Genomic DNA, 20,323 nt, shown 5'->3' with positions numbered 1-20,323 from the left:
AAATTACTTTAATCTCGCTTCAGTATTTTCTCACAAATGATTCCGGATTGCTATAGCATGTATACACGCTATAATCGAGAAGTATATAGCAGTCATAAATCATTCCTAAATCCTCTTTCATCTAAATTATCCATTAGTAGACACTCTATAAATTTGTCTCCATTCCATAAGATTGCTATAAGAAAATGAAAAATTATAAAAACATTTGAAAACAATGCCAGCTATTGTTAAAGTACAACTATCCTTGGAAGTTTTAGCACAAGCGATATCTTCCCTTAATTTAGAAGAGAAACGGCAACTGCAAGATATAATTGAGCAACAAATTTTTGAAGCGGAGGAAGCGCTTTATGAAGACGATATAGAAACACAAGCAGAAATTCAAGCAGTTCGCGATGAGTATGCATTTGGCGAGTACATGGCTATGGATGAGTATATCAAGAATCGATCAGATCAAGCATCATGAAACTCACTGTTGTGATTTCAAAGTCGGTGCAAAAGCAGATTGACGACTTACCTAACGATGTAAGAGAACGCGTTATTGAGAAAATACAAAATCTTGCAGATGAACCGCGTCCTGATGGAGTTGTGAAATTAAAAGGCTCTGATAACGAATATCGTATCCGGATTGGTGATTATAGAGTTCGCTATGAAATTGATGATGAAAGTCAACTTGTGCGACTTTTGCAGTGCAAACATCGGAAAGATGTTTATAGAAAATAGTTTGTAAATTTGCGATCGCATCTCTGTTAGAATATCACTTAACTTAAGTCCAAGCAAACATATTTGGTAAGCAAATTTTACAGGTGGAAAGAGTCGGTTCCCAGTCCGCCTATTTTCCTTATATAAAGTCTAATATGCAAATAACTTTGCATTCCTGTATTTTTTAAATATATACATTTATCTTAGTATTAAGAATTTTTCTTTTCTAGTTCTTTGATTGCCCATTTTGCTTCCTCTCGCGCTTCTTGAAGAGCAATTCGCTCGAGCCATGAAGGCGATGGTATAAAAGTTGGAAGAATCTGTTTATTATTTTGCAAAAATAGTTTCAATGATTTAATAGCTCTGGGATCTCCTAATTTTCTAAGTGCCTCTGCTGTTTTATTTGCAACAGAGTATCCACGGTCTTGTTTCAGCCGGGATTCTAATGCTCTCATAAGAGGCTCGACTGCTCTCAAATCTCCAATTTCTCCAAGAATTATAGCTGCTCTTATACGAATTAATATATTTTCTTCTTCATTATTTACTTCATATAAAGGTAGATGAAGAGCATAAATCATTGGTTCTATAAATCTTGGATCTTTAAAGCGATGTAAAATATCAAATATCTTGTTTTCCAGTAAAGCTCTGGGTTGAGATAATGCTTTTAATACTACCTCTAATTGTTCAGACAAATACTTACGTTCAATTTCAGCAACTTTTTTTACGTCTTCTGCTAAATATGAACTAAGATAATTATACTTAGACTGTTCAACAATATAATAAGCATTTGTTTCATAGCATTCTGCTACTACCATCATGAAAGTTGTCAGATTAGGATATTTAACTTGAGGTAAACTTCCATCTCCTAAATGACAATGCATTATAGGTGAATCTTGACTACTCACCGAATCGCCAAAAAGAATTAGGTACTCTAAATCATCAGAACTGAAAATTGGAAACCACAGTTTATGGCAGTTCTCTTCCTCTGGTGAAGTATATTTATCTCTAAATTCCTCAATTTCTTTAGAAGATTCTATCGCTTCTTCCAAAGGTAGAAAGTCAAGTCCAGGAATAAAACTGATATCAAAATGGAAATTTTCAATTTTTGAAATATTTGAATAATCTATACCATTACGCCACTGGTAAAGTTCATAAACTTCTTGTGGTAAACAAAAAGGTAAATTTTTAATTTGAGATTGAATTTCTTCAATTGTTAATCCTGGTTGAAGAAGTGCAGCTATCTCTGCTCTATGTTGTTGCAGATGCTTAAAAATTCTTTCTACAGTTTCTGTAAGGACTGACATCAAATTTATTTACGACTAAGTTTTTTGGCGCATTTTTGTAGACGAGATTTCATGTCATTATCAAGGTGAGATATAGTAATTTTGTTCATAGATACAAAATGCTGCGATCGCTTTGCTATTCATTCGAGGATGATTGCTGTACTACTTGCTGCACTTGTGCAACATTTAACTCCAAAGCCTGTGCTATTTGTTCCACAGTTAACCCTAATGCTAAAAGTCTAGGTGCAACTTCTAATTTTGCTTCTTGTTTACCTTCTTCTCTTGCTTCTTGATAAACTCGCGTTTGTTTTAACTCATTTAAGCCAAACATTGCTTCTATCTCCTCTCGACTCATTTGCGGAAATTTATAAACCAAAATAGTTTCTATTAATGCTAGTAACTGCTGCTGTGGCAATTGTAAGCTTACAGCTTGCTTAGTGCGGTTGATTAACTCTCTTGCAGTGGTAATTGCTGTATCTTCATCCTCAACGATCAATTTCATAGTAGCAATACCTATGGGTAGTGATGCTACTTCACCTAATTCATCCAAATAAATGCGTGTCAGACGCTGGCTGGAAAAGAATTCGTGACAATCTTTAATGTCTCCTATATCAATACTTCTGCTGGGATAAATAATTACTCCTCGCCAAGTATGTTTAGATTTATTCTGCCGCAAATATAAAAATATTTCAGAAACTACACGTGAGTAAATATCTGCGTCTTGTTGAAATTGGACTTCGACAAAATAAATTGGATTATTATTACCTTGAGTGGGAAGAAAAACACCATCAATTCTAAAAGCTGTTTGCTTGATTTCAACTGAAGAGAATTGATAGATGTTAGCGGTTTCGGGTGGGTTGCCAATAAGTTCAAAGAAAATACTGGGAACCTCTTGAAATAGGCGATAAAAGATGCTGTCGGTTTTCACTCTTAGTTTATGTAAACAATTTTTAGAATGTAATGGTGCAGCTTATCGTTATTCTTCCTTCGCAATCAAATCCTCCATTGCGTGCTGTAAATCATTGGTCAATTCAGTTACGGCTTGTTTCGCACCTAAGCGATTAGCTTTATAAACTGGATAGCGTTCAGAAACAGAGATTGGCTCACCAATGCTGATTTTTACCTGTTGCTTACCCAATTGCGGACGGTGCAATAGGCTATTAGTGCCTTGAATTTTATTTACCATGTCCCTCAAAAGCAAGGTTGTCTCAGCAAACCTTTCTGCTGTGGGTTTGGCTTTAATATAGCTACCAGAAACAGCAACAAAACTTTCTACTAAGCGCATGTGCCACATTCGGCGGTTTGCTTCTTCCGCAACGCGATCGCCTAAAGCGTGTTCTATGGGAGATAATGCTTTGATATCCTTAAACTCTTCTCTAAAGATATAATTCCAGCCTGCTTGCTCTACCCGCCGGCAACGATCGTTCCAAGCGCCCTTAGGTGCTAAGTCAAAATACTGCTCTGACATTTGTAATGCTATGTGCATCAATGCTTGCAAGCGTGCTGTTAATGCTTGGTTGCGATCGCTTGTTTCTTCTGATGTCAAAATAATCTCTGGCAGCTTTTGATGATAAAACTTTGTGTAAAACTGTTCCATCAACGTCAATAAACGTTCCGCCAAAGTCAACAATCGTGGATAAAGGGACTCGATTGTGGCACTATTGCCATTTTCTGATGGATTTACAGGTAAACCGCTAGCCACTTCTAATTCACTTAAAAGTTGTGCGATCGCACCCCAAGGAGCAGCAACGTAACTATATTTAATCCCAACTGGTACAATTAAAACCTGTTCTAAGCGTCCTGCTTTGTGCAAATCTTCAGCACACCAAAAGCCTAATTGGGCAATCCCTGGTTCTAGGGGACTCATAATCTCCGACAAACCATTGGTGGCCCCCTCTGGCGCAGCAGCCATCGGGAATTTCCCATTAGCAAATAAGTCACGCGCCGAACGCAAACCATTCCAGTCAGCTTTCCCGCGCTGAATGGGAGTCCCACCTAAATGTGAAGCCAGCCAGCCGATGTGGTTACCTGCCCATAGAGGAATGCCGCGATCGTAGATAAAATGAGCATGAATTGGAGGTTCAATTTTTATGCCCTGTTCTCGTGCTACCTTGGGCAGGAGTTGCGAAAGCAAGTACCCTAAACAAAGTGGATCTTCCGTTTTTGGATGGCGAAATGCTAGCAAAAACCTGGTCTTACCTTCCTGAAACTGATGATAAAGATCCGCTAGAATTTCTACGTTGTCAGCTTCAATGTGAGTAATCGCCGTTTTCCAGTTGATCCAGCTTGGTAGTAACAGGTGCGTCAATTGAAGTAATAAGGGGTTAAACCTCGGAGGAATAAATTCTAGAGGAGGTTGTGCTTGGTAAATTCCGTTAGACAAGGTAGTTTTCTCCTATTAGTTGCGGTAAAAAAGGCAAAAGGCGGTAGCAATGAAAAAGGATAAAAGAGATGAGAGAAGGGGACGCAGTGAATAAGCGCTGCGGGAGGATTTCCCTCCATAGGCGACTGTTGAACCCGAAGGGGGAAGCGGAGAAATAACAAATGACAAAGGACAAATGACCAATGACAAATGATACGCAAAGCGTAGTAAAAAATTTAAATGAATAACACTTTATACTTCATAATTCATACTTCATCATTCATAATTCATTAGTAATTCGAGAAAGGGAATAAACGATGCGACTGTCACAAATGTTATTCGTTACACTGAGGGATGATCCAGCTGATGCGGAAATTCCCAGTCATAAATTATTACTGCGTGCAGGTTATATTCGTCGCATCGGTAGTGGAGTGTATGCTTATTTGCCATTGATGTGGCGGGGATTGCAAAAAGTTTCCCAAATTGTCCGCGAAGAAATGAACGCCACAGGTGCACAAGAATGTTTGTTACCGCAATTACAACCTGCGGAGTTATGGAAAGAATCAGGACGCTGGGATACTTACACGAAAGCTGAGGGTATTATGTTTTCCCTCATCGACCGTCGAGAGCAACAATTAGGATTAGGGCCGACTCATGAGGAAGTCATCACGACGATCGCGCGTGATATGATTCGCTCTTACCGTCAGCTACCGCTACATCTCTACCAAATTCAAACAAAATTCCGTGATGAAATTCGTCCCCGCTTTGGTTTGATGCGCGGACGGGAATTCATTATGAAGGACGGCTACTCCTTCCATGTCGATGAAGAAAGTCTTAAAGCCACTTACCAGGATATGTACCAGGCTTACAGCAATATGCTGCGGCGTTCTGGGTTAGCTTTCCGTGCAGTTGAAGCTGATTCTGGTGCTATTGGCGGTTCTGGTTCAACAGAATTTATGGTATTGGCAGAAGCCGGAGAAGACGAAGTTCTCTACACCGAAGATGGCAAATACGCTGCCAATGTCGAAAAAGCTGTTTCTTTACCAGCTGATGCCGCAACCTCAGAGTTTACAACTTATGAGAAACGCAATACACCAGGAACAGACACCATTGAAACAGTCTGTAACTTCCTCAAATGTTCTTCCACCCAAGTGCTGAAGAATGTTCTTTACCAGACAGTTTATGACAATGGCACTACAGTGTTGGTTTTGGTGAGTATTAGAGGGGATCAGGAAGTTAACGAGGTCAAATTGCAAAATGAATTGACCAGGTTAGCTGTTAATTATGGTGCTAAAACTATTATTGCCTTGAATGTACCTAGTGCCGAAACACAAGGTACATGGGCAGCAAAATCTTTGCCTTTAGGCTATATTGCGCCTGATATCGCAGATGAGTATATTAAGGGCGATAAACAGGTAAATCCGAAGTTTTTGCGATTTGTCGATAAAACAGCTGTTGATTTAAAGAACTTCGTGACAGGAGCAAACGAAACTGGCTATCACGTAGTTGGGGCTAATTGGGGCGAGCAATTTAAATTACCTGAGTTAGTGGTAGATATTCGTAAAGCTAGACCAGGCGATCGCGCCATCCATAACCCAGAACAAACTTTAAAAAGTGCCCGTGGAATTGAGGTAGGACACATTTTCCAATTGGGCACAAAGTATTCTGTAGCGATGGGTGCAACTTATACCAATGAACAGGGAGAAGAAAAACCTTTGGTCATGGGTTGTTATGGCGTGGGCGTATCGCGATTAGCACAATCAGCTGTAGAGCAATCCTACGATAAAGATGGGATCATTTGGCCAGTAGCGATCGCACCTTATCACGCCATTGTCACAATTCCTAACATTAAAGATGCCCAACAAGTGCAAATCGCCGAAAAACTCTACAGTGAACTCAATCAAGCTGGAATTGAAACTTTACTTGATGACCGCGATGAAAGAGCAGGAGTAAAATTCAAAGATGCTGATTTGATTGGTATACCCTACAGAATAGTTACGGGAAGAGCGATCGCTAACGGCAAGGTAGAAGTTGTAGTAAGAGCAACTCGTCAATCTCAAGAAATTGACATTAATGAAGTGACAAGTACAATCAAACAGTGGATTACAGCCGCGATATAAGTTAATAATTCAACGCACAAGGGCGCAGATGAAATTTATTAAAAAATCACTTTGCGTCTCTGTGTATCTTGATTTGGTGCGTCTACCCTAACTGTTAATTTATCAGTATTCTACTCAACAGCCATCCTGCCTCGAGATTGTAGATTAACTCAATAAACGATGAGATTTACATAATTGGACAGGTGACGGACTAGAAGTACGAATCTAAAATTAAAAGTAGTCCCTGCGGAAAGAGACATGGCGGCATTGTTGTTATAAATAGCCATACTCTAAGTGTTTGGAAACTCTTCATTTATAAGTATCGTCCTTAATCAGGCTGCTCTTCCCACAAAGACCATCTCAGCCCTCAGTCAAGCAGGTTTTGAATATGAATGACCAACAAGGATCTAATCGGAATTCTTCAGGTGTAATTGCAGCTGTCTCAGCAGCGGTGGTAGCGGTCAGTGGTGGCGTGGCTTGGCTTACTTTACACTCCAGCAATCCGCCCACACCACCAGATACCTCAAGAACATTAACCCAGCCAGGAAAGACAACAACAGCACAGCCAGGCCAAGAGCAAACTGCTAACATCTATTGGCTCAAAGATAATGGCAAAAATTTGGCACTGGCTCCCCAACCAGTCAAAATAGCTGCTAGTCAACCTAACCAAGTTTTAGAAAAGGCTTTCCAAAATTTATTAGCAGGACCAACCGAAGGTGCCGAATCTACTACCATTCCCAAAGGCACTAAATTGTTGGGTCTAAAAGCCAACAATGATGAAATCCACGTTAATTTATCTGAAGATTTTACCAGTGGGGGTGGTAGCAGTTCCATGATGGGTCGTGTTGGGCAAGTTGTCTACACTGCTACGACTTTAAATCCAAATGCCAAGGTGTACATTGACGTTAATGGCAAGCAATTGGATGTTTTAGGCGGCGAAGGCGTAGAGTTAGAACAGCCACTAACGCGTGAAAACTTTAAGAAAGATTATCCGCTTTAGTCATTAGTCATTAGTTATACAACAGATAACAAAGGACAAATGACAAATGACCAATCTATAGTTTACTATTCAACACCCGAAAGTTATGGGCTTGCTGTTCTAACCTGGTAGCGAGGCGATCGCAAACCCGATTGCACAATTCAAAAATCATTTCATCTTCCACCCGGTAGTAGGCGCAAGTTCCTTCACTGCGGCGGCTAAGAATACCTGCTTGCCACATTACCTTCAGGTGTTTTGAGACGTTTGCCTGCGAAGTCTGTGTTGCCTCTACCAACTCTTGTACGCATTTTTCTTCATCTCGTAGTAAGTGCAACAGCCGAAGGCGCATAGGTTCACTTAACAGACTGAAGTATTCAGCTACTTGTTGCACCACTTCTGCTGGTACAGGCAACACTTGTTTCATCAGGATTAACCCGCAGTACTGACAACTTTAAAAACGACTCATGTCATATATAGATTAATACTTAATCAGGGTTAATTCGCATTAAAGGCTGACCATATTCTACAGGTTCGCCATTTTGCACCAAAATTTCCATCACTTGTCCGGATACTTCAGCCTCAATTTCGTTCATCAGCTTCATCGCTTCAATGATACAGACTGTTTGACCACTGCGGATGCGATCGCCTACTTCCACAAATGCGGCTTCACCTGGTGCGGGAGCGCGATAAAACGTTCCTACCATTGGAGAAGGCACTTCTACTAATCTTTTGTCGATTGCTGAGGGAGATCCTGACAACTGCACGCTAGAGGCAGTACTAGCATTATCTAGAACACGACTTGTCCCTGTTTCTCCTACCGCAGTTGATACTGTCTGGTGTGCAACAGGCGAAACCGACGATGTTAATCCCACACCAACCACACCGCCTGATGCTGCTTGGCCTACTGACACAATATGATTGCTGAAACTCACAGCTTTACGTACCGTTAGCTCAAAGTCGTCGCTTTTGAGCGTTACTTCGGCAATATCTGTTTGTGCAATAGTTGCTAGCAGTTGGCGAATTTCATTAAAATCCAATGGCACAGTTTTTATTACCTCGACCTGTACGTAGAGAAAAATTTTAGGTGTGGCAGGGATTTAATCCCTATAAAGGGATTGAAATCAGGATTGCTCTCAAATGAGATGATTATTCCCTGCCTAAATATTTATCATCGCGGGTATCAATCTTGATGCGTTCTCCTTGAGCAATAAACAAGGGAACCATGATAGTTGCGCCAGTTTCTAGAATTGCTGGTTTAGTACCACCTGTAGCTGTGTCTCCTTTAACACCTGGATCTGTTTGCACGATTTCTAAAACTACAGAGTTAGGCAATTCCACTTCTAGCACTTGCTCGCCCCAACGGATGACGTTAACTTCCATACCTTCTTTGAGGTATTTTACGCGATCGCCAATTTGCGTTGCGCTCAATCTGCCTTCTTCGTAGCTTTCCATATCCATAAAGACGAATTCATCACCTTCTTTATAGGTATGTTGCATCGTGATTTTTTCTAGAGTCGCTTGCGGTACTGTTTCCCCAGCCCGGAAAGTTCTTTCTAGAACCTTTCCACTCTGGACATTTTTTAATGTTGTCCGCACAAACGCCGAGCCTTTACCTGGCTTAACGTGCAGGAAGTCTATCACTCGCCATACAGACCCATCTAAAACAATTGAGACACCGGGTCGAAAGTCGTTACTGGAGATCATGAAACTTTCAAGTTTTGGAAGACAATCGGCATTTATTGTACCCCTCAAGGGTCGTCATTGGTTATTAGTCATTAGTCATTAGTCATTAGTCATGAAATAAATAACCAAGCGCAAAGGACAAATGACAGTTGAAAATGGACTTTTGGCTCTGGACTCAGAACTGGGCACTCCTACTGTGGGAAGATAAGTGATGGGTTACGTCCAGTCAACAATTTGATGCTGCATTTAAGCCATACCATGTTTAACTTATTAAAATCCTGGCTGAAGAACAGCCTCATGGCAATACTGCTGGTAACAATATTTTTAGGCATAAGTACAGCTGGGTGGACTCCCTCCAGTAGCGCCGCCCTACCAGCTGGGAATGCAATTACTGACGGCAGATCTCTGTTGCGGTATGCACTCCCGATAGACAATGAACCTGTGCGGCAACTGCAAGCCAGTCTAGAAGATATCTCCAACCAACTGCGGGCAAATCGGCGATGGGGAGCTATATCCAAAGATCTGAGCAAGGCATCCCGATCTCTCGATCAATCCTCCAAAATCCTAGCAAGCGTTCCCGAAGAACGCCAACCCCAAGCTCAAGCTTGGATTAAGGAATTGCAATCTGGCGTGAATACATTGCAAGAATTGGCCAAAGTCAAGGATAAAGAAAAAATCCAAGAGGAACGGACTAAATTGCTAAATCTCGTCAATCTCTTAGAAGAGTCTATGGTAAAGGAATTTCCTTTTAAAGTCCCTGACGAGTACAGTAACCTACCTCAACTGAAAGGTCGAGCTACTGTGGATATCAAAACCAACAAAGGTAACCTTACCGTTGTGGTAGATGGTTATAGTGCCCCTGTAACTGCTGGTAACTTTGTAGATTTGGTACAACGTGGTTTTTATAACGGCTTAGAATTTACCCGTTCAGAAGAATCTTACTTTTTACAATCCGGAGATCCACCAGGAAAAGACGTAGGTTTTATTGATCCCAAAACCGGACAATATCGTGCCATTCCCTTAGAAATCCTGGTTCAAGGTGATAAAGCCCCTACCTACGGCATCACGCTTGAAGAGGCTGGACGTTACCTTGATATGCCCGTTCTACCTTTCTCTGCTTTTGGCGCTTTGGTCATGGCCCGTCCTGAAAATCAAGTAAATGGTGCTTCCTCACAATTCTTCTTCTTCCTGTTTGAACCAGAACTCACCCCCGCCGGACGCAACTTGTTAGATGGTCGTTACGCAGTTTTTGGCTATCTGACCGAGGGCAAAGAAGTTTTGGATAAACTCAAGGCTGGAGACAAAATTGAGTCGGCTACTGTTGTTCAGGGTAAAGAAAATTTGGTTCAGCCACAAGCAGCATGAATCAAGTTTGTAGACACCCGTAGGGTAGCTTGCCAAAAGCTAGGATGAAGTATGAAGTATCAAATTTCAGCCTTCATCCTTTAACCTTGGACTGAAATTTCCAGAACTCAATACTAGATGAACTGCGATCGCTAAGTGTGCCGCAGGTATCGCTAATTCGGGAAAAGTCTGCGATCCAATCTGCTGGTTGCCAGTAAAAACTGTTTCTTCGTAAAATCTCTCTTCCAGCAATAACACTGAAATTTTCTCTGCTAACGGATCTTCAAGCGTTTGATTTCTGCGTCCAGCGCTTGTTCAACGAATTTGGTAATCAAGAAAGTTGAATCGTCGGTGAGTTCATTAGCTCTAACCTGCCATCCACCAGTTCGTAATGAAAACCTGTACCATCATCATAAGTTAAGTACTCTTCAAAAGTGATACTGGTTACTGGTGTAGTGACCATCTCAACAAACTTCCTGGACGATACTTTTATCATAGGGCATAGGTCATTGGGGAGCGAACTGGCGTTATTGGGCATTTATTATTTTCCCTTGTTTCCCTCATCACCTTGTCCTGCTTTTTGAAACTCAGGGTACATCGATTGTGAACAGTGAGTTATCTTCTTTGCAAGTAAAAGATATCGGCGAACAAGGACTATTAGCCAGATTGCAGCGCTATTGTCCTCAAGAAATAATTGGGGATGACGCCGCTGTGCTTGTAACTGCACCAGGACAATCTTTGGTAGTGACTACAGATGTTTTGGTTGATGGTGTGCATTTTAGTAATGTCACCACCTCGCCAGAAGATGCTGGTTGGCGTGCTGCTGCTGCTAATTTATCAGATTTGGCAGCAATGGGTGCTTCACCTTTGGGGATCACTGTGGGGTTGGGACTTCCAGGGGATGTTAGCGTCAGTTGGGTTGAACGTTTGTACCAGGGAATGACAGAATGCCTGCAAAAGTACAGTACCTCAATTGTCGGTGGTGATATTGTGCGATCGCCTGTAACTACTCTGTCAATTACCGCATTTGGTCAAGCTGATCCCAGTCAAATTATCCGTCGCTCTGCGGCACAAGTGGGATATGCGATCGTCATCACAGGTGTTCATGGAGCATCCCATGCTGGCTTAGAATTACTCTTGCATCCAAAAATAGGGCACAACCTCAAAGATGCAGAAAAGGTGGCTTTAATCACAGCACACCAGCGTCCTCAACCACGATTAGATGTCTTACCTATACTCTGGAAAATTATAAATTCCTATTCTCCCATTCCCTCCCTCCTCCCCATTGCTGGGATCGATAGTAGCGATGGTTTAGCTGATGCTGTTATCCAAATCTGCCGTGCTAGTAAAGTTGGTGCTATTCTCGAAACCAAGCAAATTTCTTTACCAGCAGCTTTTGACCAATGGCTAGCCAAGGAGCAAGCCCTGAATTATGCCCTATACGGTGGTGAAGACTTTGAATTAGTGCTGTGTTTGCCAAAAGATGCTGCATCAGCTTTGGTAAAACAACTAGGTCAAGATGCGGCAATTATCGGCACGATTACATCAGGAACAAAAGTACTATTACACGATGAACAAACACAAATCCCTGACCAAGTTTTAAATCTTAATCAGGGATTTCAACATTTTGGTTAGTAGTCAGTAGTTATTTGTTATTTGAATAACAAATGACCCTTGGCTAATTTATTGCCACTTTACGGCTACAAGTTCTGCCAAATCCAGAACTCTTTGGCTGTAGCCCCACTCGTTATCGTACCAAGCCATGACTTTTACTAGGTCATTGCCCAGAACCATAGTCAAGCTAGCATCAACAATTGAAGAAGCATCAGTACCTTGATAGTCGGATGATACAAGTTGTAGTTCACTGTAATCCAAAAACCCTTTGAGTGGACCCTCGGAAGCATCTTTTAAGGCTTGATTAACTTCTTCCGTAATAGTACGCTTCTCAACCTGAACTACGAAATCTACCATTGAGACGTTTGGGGTAGGTACACGTAAGGCAACGCCATTCAGCTTGCCTTTCAGATCTGGAATTACTAATGCTACTGCCTTTGCTGCACCAGTAGAGGTGGGTACAATATTAATAGCTGCTGCTCTAGCCCGGCGTACATCACGGTGAGAAGCGTCTAGTAAGCGCTGGTCACCTGTGTAGCTGTGAGTAGTAGTCATCGTACCTTTGATAATCCCGAATTTATCGTTCAACACCTTGGCGATCGGAGCCAAGCAGTTGGTGGTACAACTGGCATTACTGATGATGTGGTGTTTGTTGTGGTCATAGTCGTGATGATTCACACCCATTACAAAGGTGCCATCTTCATTTTTACCAGGGGCGGTGATGAGAACCTTTTTGGCTCCAGCATTTACATGCTTCAGTGCTCCTTCTTTGCTAGTAAAAACACCTGTTGCTTCGATAATTAGGTCAATTCCCCAATCTTTCCAGGGCAAGTTTTCTGGATTGCGATCAGATACGCACTTAATGGTCTTACCGTTAATGATGATAGAGTTATCATCCGCTGTAATGTCAGCATCCTTTAACTTCCCTAGCATTGAGTCATATTTCAGCAGGTGAGCGTTAGTTCTAGGGTCTGATGTGTCATTAATAGCGACAAGGTCGATGTTGCTGTTCTGTCTACCGACCCAGCAGCGTGCAAAGTTACGCCCAATCCGCCCGAAACCGTTGATTGCGACTCTAATCACAGTGTCTTGCCCTCTGTATTTATGCCTATAAGTTTATATCGTTGACCCCAATCATATCGCAAAGGGGGGGAGCATTAATAACCATAAAGTGTTAGATCCAGAAAAAAACACATAATTTATTCAGATTTATTTTGAGTAGAGGTTGTGGGCGGCGATGTACAACCTCACCGGTTCAGCAACTAAATATCTAATAGATTGGCGTACGTGGATTAATTGGCGAATTAGACTTGACGAAACTCCTACTAAAGGTATATGCAGTAATTGCCAGCGAATGATCACAGACTGATTTGCCAAATGTTGCTCTACTTGCTTGCAGATTAACTCACTTTGAGCTATAGTCTCACCACCTAGGAGTCGGGGTGCAATTAACCAATCACACATTTGAGCTAGTTCGTGCCCACGGTACCAACGGGGCAAGGTTTGGAAAGCATCCAAGCCAACAATCCAGTACCAGCGAGTATTAGGATAAACAGCACATAAATCGATTAGGGTATTGATGGCATAGGATGTTCCAGGGCGATTTGCCTCAATTAGTGAAACAGTAAAGGCGGGGTTATCTTTTGTAGCTTGTTTTAGCATTTCTAAGCGATGCTCAAACGAAGCCGTCTGTTTATGTGGAGGATTTAGCGATGGCACCCAAATTATCTGTTTTACAGATACTTGATGCAAAGCTGTCTCGGCTATCAGTAGGTGTCCCCAATGAATTGGATCAAATGTGCCACCAAAAATTGCTAATTGCTGCATCCAGTTAGATCGGGCTTTTATTCAATTTCAAAAACGTTTCACTATCAATGTACTATTGTAGTCAATTCGCCCCTAGGCTTTATCTAATTTAAAAGCAGTTTCAATAGAAACAGATTATTGTAGCCAATTCCAGTAAGGACATCAAAATATGTGTTTCTCATTACAAGAATTTCTTTCCCGATGTGGCGGAAATTTTCAGAATAATCATAAGATACAGTTCAGAAATAGCAAAAACCTCTAACAAAGGTAAAATCATTCTGAAGCAAAAACAAGAGGAGGAAACTCAACGAAACTTCAAAAATTAAATACATACAGGAGCAGTTACAGTAAAAATCCAATTCCTGTTATGATACGCGTGTCATTTGTGATTATGGTGTGGTGTGGTGTAAGAGGAGTAATCAATGAATAATTCAGTAGATTTTAGCGGTAGACCATTTCATTTCATTGGGATTGGCGGCATAGGTATGTCTGCTTTGGCATATGTTCTTGCCAAACGTCAATTGCCAGTATCAGGTTCGGATCTTCGTCCAAATCACATTACGCGAAAGTTAGAATCTATCGGGACTCATATTTTTAGTAGACAAGAAGCAAGCAATCTTGAATTCTTTCGCCCTCGAGTAACCTCTGGAGTTGCATTAAACTCACAAGCAGAATTATATGATGCTAATAACTCAACACTGCCTCAAGTAATTTGTTCAACAGCAATTAACACGACTAATTTAGAATACAAAGCAGCTCTAGAATTGGGTTGCCCAATTTGGCATCGTTCAGATGTACTAGCTGCGTTAATTGCCGATTATTACAGCATTGCAGTTGCTGGAACCCACGGCAAAACTACAACCAGTAGTATGATTGGCTATATGCTATTAAAAGCTGGTTTAGATCCAACCATTCTCGTTGGTGGCGAAGTTAATGCTTGGGAAGGTAATGCCAGATTAGGAGAAAGTAGGTATCTTGTAGCTGAAGCCGATGAATCAGATGGTTCTTTGGTAAAACACGCCCCAGCAATTGGCATAATCACCAATATTGAACTTGATCATCCAGATCACTATGAAACATTAGAAGAAGTTGTTGATATCTTCCAAGAGTTTGCTCAAGGTTGTCAGACATTGGTAGGTAGCATCGATTGTGCAACAGTACGCGATCGCCTAAAACCAACAATCACCTATAGCTTACATCCAGATAGCAACGCTGACTATACTGTCACTAATATTGACTATCGTGCTGATGGTACTACAGCGCTAGTTTGGGAAAAAGGTAAAGCTTTAGGCATGTTGAACTTACGCCTACTTAGTCGGCATAACCTGAGCAATGCTTTAGCAGCTGTAGCAGTGGGTCGTTTATTAGGCTTAGAATTTGGGGAAATTGCCAAGGGTATTGCCACCTTTGAAGGCGCAAGACGACGCTTTGAGTTGCGAGGTGAAGTTGATGGTATTACTTTCATTGATGACTATGCCCATCATCCTAGTGAAATTCGCGCTACTTTAGCTGCGGCACGTCTCCAAGCTAGACCGGGGCAAAGAGTTGTGGCTATTTTCCAGCCCCACCGCTATAGTCGGACACTGACATTTTTAGAAGAATTTGCTGAATCTTTTACTCATGCTGATTTGGTTGTGCTGACTGATATTTACAGTGCAGGAGAACCCAATTTAGGACAAGTTAGCGGTGAACTATTAGCAGAGGCAATTACTAAACAGCACCCACAGGTTGTTTATCAATCAACCTTGGCTTCAGTGTGCGAATTCTTACTTAAAACATTGCGTCCAGGCGACTTAGCACTATTTCTTGGTGCTGGAAACTTAAATCAAACAATTCCGGAAATAATTGCCACACTTTGCGAACCAGCAAAAGCTACATCTTAAGTGATGACACTGACAAAGTTTCAGTTTTGAAACAAGTGTCTATTTAATTTGTCACAGTTTCATAAAAATTTCATAGTACAGCCGTATTGTTACGGCACATAAATGTAAAAATTTCTCTAAATCGATCTAAAGATGACAATCTCCCAGGCAGATGGCAACGTCTGCACAGTTTCTACATTGACTACAGAGAAACAGGAAACAGCTAGTTCCGTCGAAAGCCCGGTAATTTATTTACCTGGCACTGATTGTGCGATTAAGTCCCAAGCTTCGTTGTCAGCGTATACCTCCTATAGGGTGGGTGGAGCAGCACAATGGTACATTGCCCCCCGCAACTTAGAAGCATTGCAAGCTGGCTTGAAGTATGCCAAAGAACGAGGTATCCCAGTAACAGTACTAGGTGCAGGTTCTAACTTGTTGGTGAGCGATGGCGGTTTAGCGGGCTTAGTGATTGCAACTCGTCATCTGAGATATAGTCATTTTGACCCACAGACAGGTCAATTAACCGTCGCGGCTGGCGAATCAATTCCTAGCTTGGCGTGGGCAGCAGCAGATTTAGGGTGGGAAGGGCTAGAATGGGCTGTCGGTATCCCTGGAACTGTTGGCGGTGCTGTTGTGATGAATGCAGGCGCACACAATAGCTGTACCGCAGATATGTTAGTCAGCGCTCAGGTACTTTCACCTGATGGGGCCCTGGAAACTCTTACCCCTGGGGAGTTAGGTTATAGTTACCGAACTTCACTATTGCAAGGTAGAGATCGTATAGTTACCCAAGCGACCTTCCAACTTCGACCAGGAGCAGATCCAGCAAAAGTTTTAGCAGCAACTAAGCAACACAAACAGCACCGACTGACTACCCAACCCTATAACTTCCCTAGCTGTGGCAGTGTTTTCCGCAATCCCAAACCATACTCTGCTGGCTGGTTAATTGAGCAAACTGGGTTAAAAGGCTTCCAAATTGGTGGAGCGCAAGTAGCACAGCTCCATGCCAATTTTATCCTTAACCGTGGCGGCGCAAAAGCTAGCGATATCTTTTGTCTCATCCGTCATATTCAGCACCAGGTGCAAGACCGTTGGTCCATTTGGTTAGAGCCAGAAGTTAAAATGCTCGGAGAGTTTCAGCTCGCTTGTTGAGTCTGTGAAACTTGCGATCGAAGCGGTCAGCAGTTAATGCCGATTTATAGCTTTGTCAATTCTCGGATGCATTAATTATGAGTAAAAAAAGAGGCAATTTGCCTACCGCATCTATAATTGAATTTGATTTGTTATTGAACGCACACGCGGACTATCTATTATGACAGGTAAAGGACAGGGTTTTGGCTTTGGCTTGGGAAAAATGAAAGAACTGGCCGAAGCTTTCAAAAAAGCGCAGCAAGTTCAAGAAGGTGCAAAGCGGCTCCAAGAAGAATTGGAGCAAATGGAGATTCAAGGAGAGTCTGGCGGTGGTCTGATCAAGGTAATTGTCAGTGGCAACCAAGAACCCAAACGAGTGGAAATTTCTCCAGAAGCTCTAGGAGAAGGTGCAGATGTACTGTCCGACCTGGTGACAGTAGCAATGAAAGACGCCTACAACAAGTCCACAGCTACAATGCGGGAACGCATGGAAGATTTGACCAGTGGACTAGAACTTCCTGGATTTTAGTTAAAAGTCAAGAGTCAAGAGTCAAAATGAATTACTTTTGACTTTGGACTCTTGACTTTTGACTTAGCGAAGCGAAATAGTAATGCCTTACAAAGTACTTTTTGTCTGTCTGGGTAATATCTGTCGTTCGCCATCGGCAGAAAATATTATGAATCATCTAATTGAGCAGGCTGGCTTAAGCACTAGTATTGTCTGTGACTCTGCTGGTACATCTAGTTATCACATTGGTAGCCCACCTGACCGCCGCATGAGTGCCGCAGCTGCTAAAAAGTTGGGAATTAAACTTCAGGGTCAAGCCCGCCAGTTTCATAAATCGGACTTTCAAGATTTTGACTTGATTTTGGCAATGGATCGGCAAAATTATCAGAATATCCTGATTCTCGATCCTACTCAGCATTATCACGATAAAGTCCGTTTAATGTGTAGCTATTGTTCTAAGCATACTCTCAAAGAAGTTCCCGATCCCTACTATGGTGGTCTAGAAGGATTTAATCAAGTAATCGATCTGTTAGTCGATGCTTGTGAGGGTCTACTGCAAAATATTATTAGTCAGCAATTAGAAACGTGAGTATTGATTGACTTCAAAGAGAAACTGACGGGTTTAATTAAGATCTTTTCTGCTTGGGCTTTGAATTGAGGGAAATTTTTTCTGGTAATTAAAGCAAGACTAATTGAAAAAAAGAACGCAACAGATACTTTGTAGAGATGTTAGATTTAAGGCCTCTACAAAGTATCTGTTATGTTGTAAAGATTTTCTGAATAGGTATAACTTACTCTGGCTGGTTGTGTACTGTGTCTAAAGTTAGCTGTTTACACAGTATACTCATGACTCAATATCTAGTTGTATTATTCTACCAGACCATGCTTTATTGCAAAACGAACTAGTTCAGCTCGGTTACTAGTTGCTGTTTTTCTCAATAAGCTACTAACGTACTTTTCTACTGTACGCGCACTCAGATGTAGCTGTTGACCCATGTCGGCATTAGAAAGACCATGCGTTAACAGTTCTAGCACTTCCTGTTCTCTGGAAGTCAACGATGAAAGCATTTGTGATTTCTGAATCTGAGTAATTTCTGAAGAATGTGCTTCCGCCGTTTTTGTTTGGCTGGAATTGCCCAAGTTTTCCTGATGAGAAAAACGATACTCTGATTGAATAATTTGCGATCGCTCTAGAAGATTACGAATAGCTGCTGCTAATTCTTCTAATTCAAAAGGTTTGGGCAAATATAAATCGCAACCTGACTGGTAGCCCAGAATTCGTTCTTGAGTCTTGGTTCTTGCTGTTAATAAAATTACAGGTAATAAACGGAACTCTGCTTGTTGGCGCACCCGACGCACCAATTCATAGCCATTCATTCTTGGCATGACAATATCAGTGACAATCAAATCAGGATGGTACTCCTCTACCATCACCAAAGCCTCTTGACCATCATTTGCTGTAATCACTGAGTAACCAGACAGTTCAAGATAATCGCTAATAGACAAACGAGTGCCCAAATCGTCATCCACTATAAGGATCGTCAAGGGCATGGACAGTACACCCCTAGCATTTTTTTTACTAACAAATTGGCTTGTTTGAGCACTATTAGTGAACACAGGCAAGAATGATGTGCTCTTATGTTTCATACTATGACAGGATTACCAGCTAATTACTGCCTAAGGACTGATTTATAAAGAAAATCTTAATTCTTTAGAAATTATTAATAAATTTTAACGCAGGCTTCCATCCCAGTGCTTGGCAAATGTAGATAATGTTGTAATTCATAACAACTAATCAAAACGATAGAGTCATCTCTTACCGTACTGTAAATTAAAATTTACTTGATCAAAGGTCTAGTTGAGAGAAAATTTGCTGGAAAAATTTCATTGAGAACTTTAAAAAGCTAAATTAAGAAGATGAGTCTCATACCTAGAGTAACCATATATAGTGGTTTAATATAGCCTCAATAAATTCTTCTACGGACTCAAACGTTTTTTAGACACATTTTAAGTACACACGATTTTCAATGAGTGACAAAAGCGAAGGTTTCAAAGTAATTAGCGACAATCGACAAGCCCGTTATTTGTATGAAATCCTAGAAACCTACGAAGCTGGAATTCAGCTGACAGGTACGGAAGTTAAATCGATTCGTGCAGGTAAAGTCAATCTCCAAGATGGCTATGCTTTAATTCGCAATGGCGAAGCATGGTTAATTAACGTGCATATTTCACCTTACACTGCTAGTGGTCAATATTTTAATCATGAACCACGTCGGACGCGCAAGCTGTTACTGCATCGCCAAGAAATCCGCAAGCTAATTGGCAAAGTGGAACAGCAGGGTTTGACTTTAGTTCCTTTGAAGATGTATTTCAAACGTGGTCGGGTGAAAGTAAGTATAGCCCTTGGTAAAGGTAAAAAGCTCCACGACAAGCGAGACGACCTGAAAAAACGCCAAGATCAACGCGATATGCAACGGGCGATAAAAAATTATTAGGCATTATTTTGACTAAATTATCACACCAGAGTCAGAAATCGATTGAAGTAAAAAGCTTGTTGTATATCCTCAGCCAGAGTTAAGAAAAAGTCGATTTTATCGCCATAGATTGATTTTGTTATTTCTTAAACTCGGTAAAGTGGTGAGTAATTTAGGAAGGGATGAGGAACTTTCACCATGACACGCAATTTCACTAAAGTGATGAGTACTGGCGTTCTCACCTTGAGTATGGCAATTTTGTCCTTAACTCTACCTGTACAAGCCCAAAGTACTACTAATGACCCTGGAACCACCAGCAATACCGGAAGCACAACAACTTACGCCCGCAATGATTTTGATTGGGGTTGGCTGGGATTAATTGGTTTATTAGGTCTGGCTGGCTTGACAGGTAGAAAGCGTGATGACGAACCAACCCGTTATCGCGATCCCAATACCCCAGGGGCTACTAGATTATAGAG

General features: G+C 41.5%; 21 protein-coding genes and 1 pseudogene. 12 read left to right on the top strand and 10 right to left on the bottom strand.

Annotated features, from left to right (window positions below):
• The first annotated feature begins 214 nt into the window (after nucleotides 1-214).
• Complete coding sequence (locus BV375_RS22765) at nucleotides 215-463, top strand: hypothetical protein (RefSeq protein ID WP_086764529.1); 249 nt, start codon at nucleotides 215-217, stop codon at nucleotides 461-463.
• A complete protein-coding gene (locus BV375_RS22760) occupies nucleotides 460-720 on the top strand; it encodes a type II toxin-antitoxin system RelE/ParE family toxin (protein WP_086764527.1) in 261 nt (86 codons plus the stop codon). The genes BV375_RS22765 and BV375_RS22760 overlap by 4 nt, the downstream gene beginning before the upstream one ends.
• Before the next feature lie 188 nt (nucleotides 721-908).
• Here the strand turns inward: BV375_RS22760 and BV375_RS22755 are convergent, their stop codons facing one another.
• From BV375_RS22755 to BV375_RS22745, 3 genes are all read right to left on the bottom strand, one after another.
• The gene (locus BV375_RS22755; protein WP_086764524.1) at nucleotides 909-2,003 is read right to left on the bottom strand and encodes an SMI1/KNR4 family protein; all 1,095 of its coding nucleotides are present in this window, start codon (nucleotides 2,001-2,003) and stop codon (nucleotides 909-911) included.
• Between the two features lie 115 nt (nucleotides 2,004-2,118).
• Entirely contained in the window at nucleotides 2,119-2,910 is a 792-nt protein-coding gene (locus BV375_RS22750) for an Rpn family recombination-promoting nuclease/putative transposase (RefSeq protein ID WP_086764521.1), read from the bottom strand.
• A gap of 48 nt (nucleotides 2,911-2,958) precedes the next feature.
• Entirely contained in the window at nucleotides 2,959-4,365 is a 1,407-nt protein-coding gene (locus tag BV375_RS22745) for a 1-acyl-sn-glycerol-3-phosphate acyltransferase (protein ID WP_086764518.1), read from the bottom strand.
• A gap of 296 nt (nucleotides 4,366-4,661) precedes the next feature.
• On the opposite strand from BV375_RS22745, the gene BV375_RS22740 reads away from it, so the two are divergent.
• Together BV375_RS22740 and BV375_RS22735 are read left to right on the top strand one after the other, a co-directional pair.
• A complete protein-coding gene (locus BV375_RS22740; protein WP_086764516.1) occupies nucleotides 4,662-6,464 on the top strand; it encodes a proline--tRNA ligase in 1,803 nt (600 codons plus the stop codon).
• A 367-nt stretch (nucleotides 6,465-6,831) separates the two neighbouring features.
• Nucleotides 6,832-7,443, top strand: a complete 612-nt coding sequence (locus BV375_RS22735) for a GerMN domain-containing protein (protein WP_086764513.1) — start codon at nucleotides 6,832-6,834, stop codon at nucleotides 7,441-7,443.
• 55 nt (nucleotides 7,444-7,498) lie between these two features.
• Here the strand turns inward: BV375_RS22735 and BV375_RS22730 are convergent, their stop codons facing one another.
• The 3 genes from BV375_RS22730 to efp all read right to left on the bottom strand — a co-directional run bounded on the left by BV375_RS22730 (nucleotide 7,499) and on the right by efp (nucleotide 9,126).
• Complete coding sequence (locus BV375_RS22730) at nucleotides 7,499-7,846, bottom strand: metalloregulator ArsR/SmtB family transcription factor (RefSeq protein ID WP_086764511.1); 348 nt, start codon at nucleotides 7,844-7,846, stop codon at nucleotides 7,499-7,501.
• 61 nt (nucleotides 7,847-7,907) lie between these two features.
• Nucleotides 7,908-8,465: an acetyl-CoA carboxylase biotin carboxyl carrier protein gene (gene accB, locus BV375_RS22725; RefSeq protein ID WP_086764508.1), complete on the bottom strand. Its 558-nt coding sequence runs from the start codon at nucleotides 8,463-8,465 to the stop codon at nucleotides 7,908-7,910.
• Nucleotides 8,466-8,568: 103 nt separating this feature from the next.
• Nucleotides 8,569-9,126, bottom strand: coding sequence for an elongation factor P (efp, locus tag BV375_RS22720; RefSeq protein ID WP_086683292.1), 558 nt, complete (start codon nucleotides 9,124-9,126; stop codon nucleotides 8,569-8,571).
• A 237-nt stretch (nucleotides 9,127-9,363) separates the two neighbouring features.
• On the opposite strand from efp, the gene BV375_RS22715 reads away from it, so the two are divergent.
• Nucleotides 9,364-10,470, top strand: a complete 1,107-nt coding sequence (locus BV375_RS22715; protein WP_086764505.1) for a peptidylprolyl isomerase — start codon at nucleotides 9,364-9,366, stop codon at nucleotides 10,468-10,470.
• Between the two features lie 66 nt (nucleotides 10,471-10,536).
• On the opposite strand, the pseudogene BV375_RS22710 reads toward BV375_RS22715, so the two are convergent.
• Nucleotides 10,537-10,912, bottom strand: a pseudogene (locus BV375_RS22710) (hypothetical protein).
• Nucleotides 10,913-11,052: 140 nt separating this feature from the next.
• Here BV375_RS22710 and thiL point away from each other — a divergent pair.
• Nucleotides 11,053-12,084: a thiamine-phosphate kinase gene (thiL, locus tag BV375_RS22705; protein WP_086764502.1), complete on the top strand. Its 1,032-nt coding sequence runs from the start codon at nucleotides 11,053-11,055 to the stop codon at nucleotides 12,082-12,084.
• Between the two features lie 48 nt (nucleotides 12,085-12,132).
• Here thiL and BV375_RS22700 read toward each other — a convergent pair whose 3' ends face one another.
• Nucleotides 12,133-13,146 (bottom strand): type I glyceraldehyde-3-phosphate dehydrogenase, encoded by a 1,014-nt coding sequence (locus tag BV375_RS22700; RefSeq protein ID WP_086764499.1) that lies wholly within the window; start codon nucleotides 13,144-13,146, stop codon nucleotides 12,133-12,135.
• 126 nt (nucleotides 13,147-13,272) lie between these two features.
• Entirely contained in the window at nucleotides 13,273-13,890 is a 618-nt protein-coding gene (nadD, locus tag BV375_RS22695; RefSeq protein ID WP_086764497.1) for a nicotinate (nicotinamide) nucleotide adenylyltransferase, read from the bottom strand.
• A 401-nt stretch (nucleotides 13,891-14,291) separates the two neighbouring features.
• On the opposite strand from nadD, the gene murC reads away from it, so the two are divergent.
• From murC to BV375_RS22675, 4 genes are all read left to right on the top strand, one after another.
• Nucleotides 14,292-15,752, top strand: a complete 1,461-nt coding sequence (gene murC, locus BV375_RS22690) for a UDP-N-acetylmuramate--L-alanine ligase (protein ID WP_086764494.1) — start codon at nucleotides 14,292-14,294, stop codon at nucleotides 15,750-15,752.
• 132 nt (nucleotides 15,753-15,884) lie between these two features.
• A complete protein-coding gene (gene murB, locus BV375_RS22685) occupies nucleotides 15,885-16,883 on the top strand; it encodes a UDP-N-acetylmuramate dehydrogenase (protein WP_086764491.1) in 999 nt (332 codons plus the stop codon).
• A gap of 160 nt (nucleotides 16,884-17,043) precedes the next feature.
• Nucleotides 17,044-17,391 carry a YbaB/EbfC family nucleoid-associated protein gene (locus tag BV375_RS22680; protein WP_086683271.1) on the top strand — a complete coding sequence of 116 codons (348 nt, stop codon included), beginning with the start codon at nucleotides 17,044-17,046 and terminating at the stop codon, nucleotides 17,389-17,391.
• An 82-nt stretch (nucleotides 17,392-17,473) separates the two neighbouring features.
• Complete coding sequence (locus BV375_RS22675; protein ID WP_086764488.1) at nucleotides 17,474-17,959, top strand: low molecular weight protein-tyrosine-phosphatase; 486 nt, start codon at nucleotides 17,474-17,476, stop codon at nucleotides 17,957-17,959.
• A 278-nt stretch (nucleotides 17,960-18,237) separates the two neighbouring features.
• Here BV375_RS22675 and BV375_RS22670 read toward each other — a convergent pair whose 3' ends face one another.
• The gene (locus BV375_RS22670) at nucleotides 18,238-18,921 is read right to left on the bottom strand and encodes a response regulator transcription factor (RefSeq protein ID WP_086764562.1); all 684 of its coding nucleotides are present in this window, start codon (nucleotides 18,919-18,921) and stop codon (nucleotides 18,238-18,240) included.
• A 476-nt stretch (nucleotides 18,922-19,397) separates the two neighbouring features.
• On the opposite strand from BV375_RS22670, the gene smpB reads away from it, so the two are divergent.
• Nucleotides 19,398-19,865, top strand: a complete 468-nt coding sequence (smpB, locus tag BV375_RS22665; RefSeq protein WP_086764485.1) for an SsrA-binding protein SmpB — start codon at nucleotides 19,398-19,400, stop codon at nucleotides 19,863-19,865.
• Nucleotides 19,866-20,042: 177 nt separating this feature from the next.
• Nucleotides 20,043-20,321, top strand: coding sequence for a WGxxGxxG family protein (locus BV375_RS22660; RefSeq protein ID WP_086764482.1), 279 nt, complete (start codon nucleotides 20,043-20,045; stop codon nucleotides 20,319-20,321).
• Nucleotides 20,322-20,323: the final 2 nt, after the last annotated feature.

It is taken from the genome of Nostoc sp. 106C (assembly GCF_002154725.1).
In the GTDB taxonomy this organism is placed as follows: Bacteria; Cyanobacteriota; Cyanobacteriia; order Cyanobacteriales; family Nostocaceae; genus Aulosira.
Note: the sequence above shows the minus strand (reverse complement) of the source record. Positions and strands in the feature narration are given on the sequence as shown.

Bases quoted from the DNA above. Each gene is read 5' to 3' on its own strand.
- BV375_RS22680 (WP_086683271.1), top strand. From the start codon at position 17,044: ATGACAGGTAAAGGACAGGGTTTTGGCTTTGGCTTGGGAAAAATGAAA.
- BV375_RS22735 (WP_086764513.1), top strand. From the start codon at position 6,832: ATGAATGACCAACAAGGATCTAATCGGAATTCTTCAGGTGTAATTGCA.
- BV375_RS22670 (WP_086764562.1), bottom strand. From the start codon at position 18,921: ATGCCCTTGACGATCCTTATAGTGGATGACGATTTGGGCACTCGTTTG.
- BV375_RS22675 (WP_086764488.1), top strand. From the start codon at position 17,474: ATGCCTTACAAAGTACTTTTTGTCTGTCTGGGTAATATCTGTCGTTCG.
- efp (WP_086683292.1), bottom strand. From the start codon at position 9,126: ATGATCTCCAGTAACGACTTTCGACCCGGTGTCTCAATTGTTTTAGAT.
- nadD (WP_086764497.1), bottom strand. From the start codon at position 13,890: ATGCAGCAATTAGCAATTTTTGGTGGCACATTTGATCCAATTCATTGG.
- smpB (WP_086764485.1), top strand. From the start codon at position 19,398: ATGAGTGACAAAAGCGAAGGTTTCAAAGTAATTAGCGACAATCGACAA.
- BV375_RS22715 (WP_086764505.1), top strand. From the start codon at position 9,364: ATGTTTAACTTATTAAAATCCTGGCTGAAGAACAGCCTCATGGCAATA.
- BV375_RS22760 (WP_086764527.1), top strand. From the start codon at position 460: ATGAAACTCACTGTTGTGATTTCAAAGTCGGTGCAAAAGCAGATTGAC.
- murB (WP_086764491.1), top strand. From the start codon at position 15,885: ATGACAATCTCCCAGGCAGATGGCAACGTCTGCACAGTTTCTACATTG.
- BV375_RS22755 (WP_086764524.1), bottom strand. From the start codon at position 2,003: ATGTCAGTCCTTACAGAAACTGTAGAAAGAATTTTTAAGCATCTGCAA.
- BV375_RS22730 (WP_086764511.1), bottom strand. From the start codon at position 7,846: ATGAAACAAGTGTTGCCTGTACCAGCAGAAGTGGTGCAACAAGTAGCT.
- murC (WP_086764494.1), top strand. From the start codon at position 14,292: ATGAATAATTCAGTAGATTTTAGCGGTAGACCATTTCATTTCATTGGG.
- BV375_RS22660 (WP_086764482.1), top strand. From the start codon at position 20,043: ATGACACGCAATTTCACTAAAGTGATGAGTACTGGCGTTCTCACCTTG.
- BV375_RS22765 (WP_086764529.1), top strand. From the start codon at position 215: ATGCCAGCTATTGTTAAAGTACAACTATCCTTGGAAGTTTTAGCACAA.
- BV375_RS22740 (WP_086764516.1), top strand. From the start codon at position 4,662: ATGCGACTGTCACAAATGTTATTCGTTACACTGAGGGATGATCCAGCT.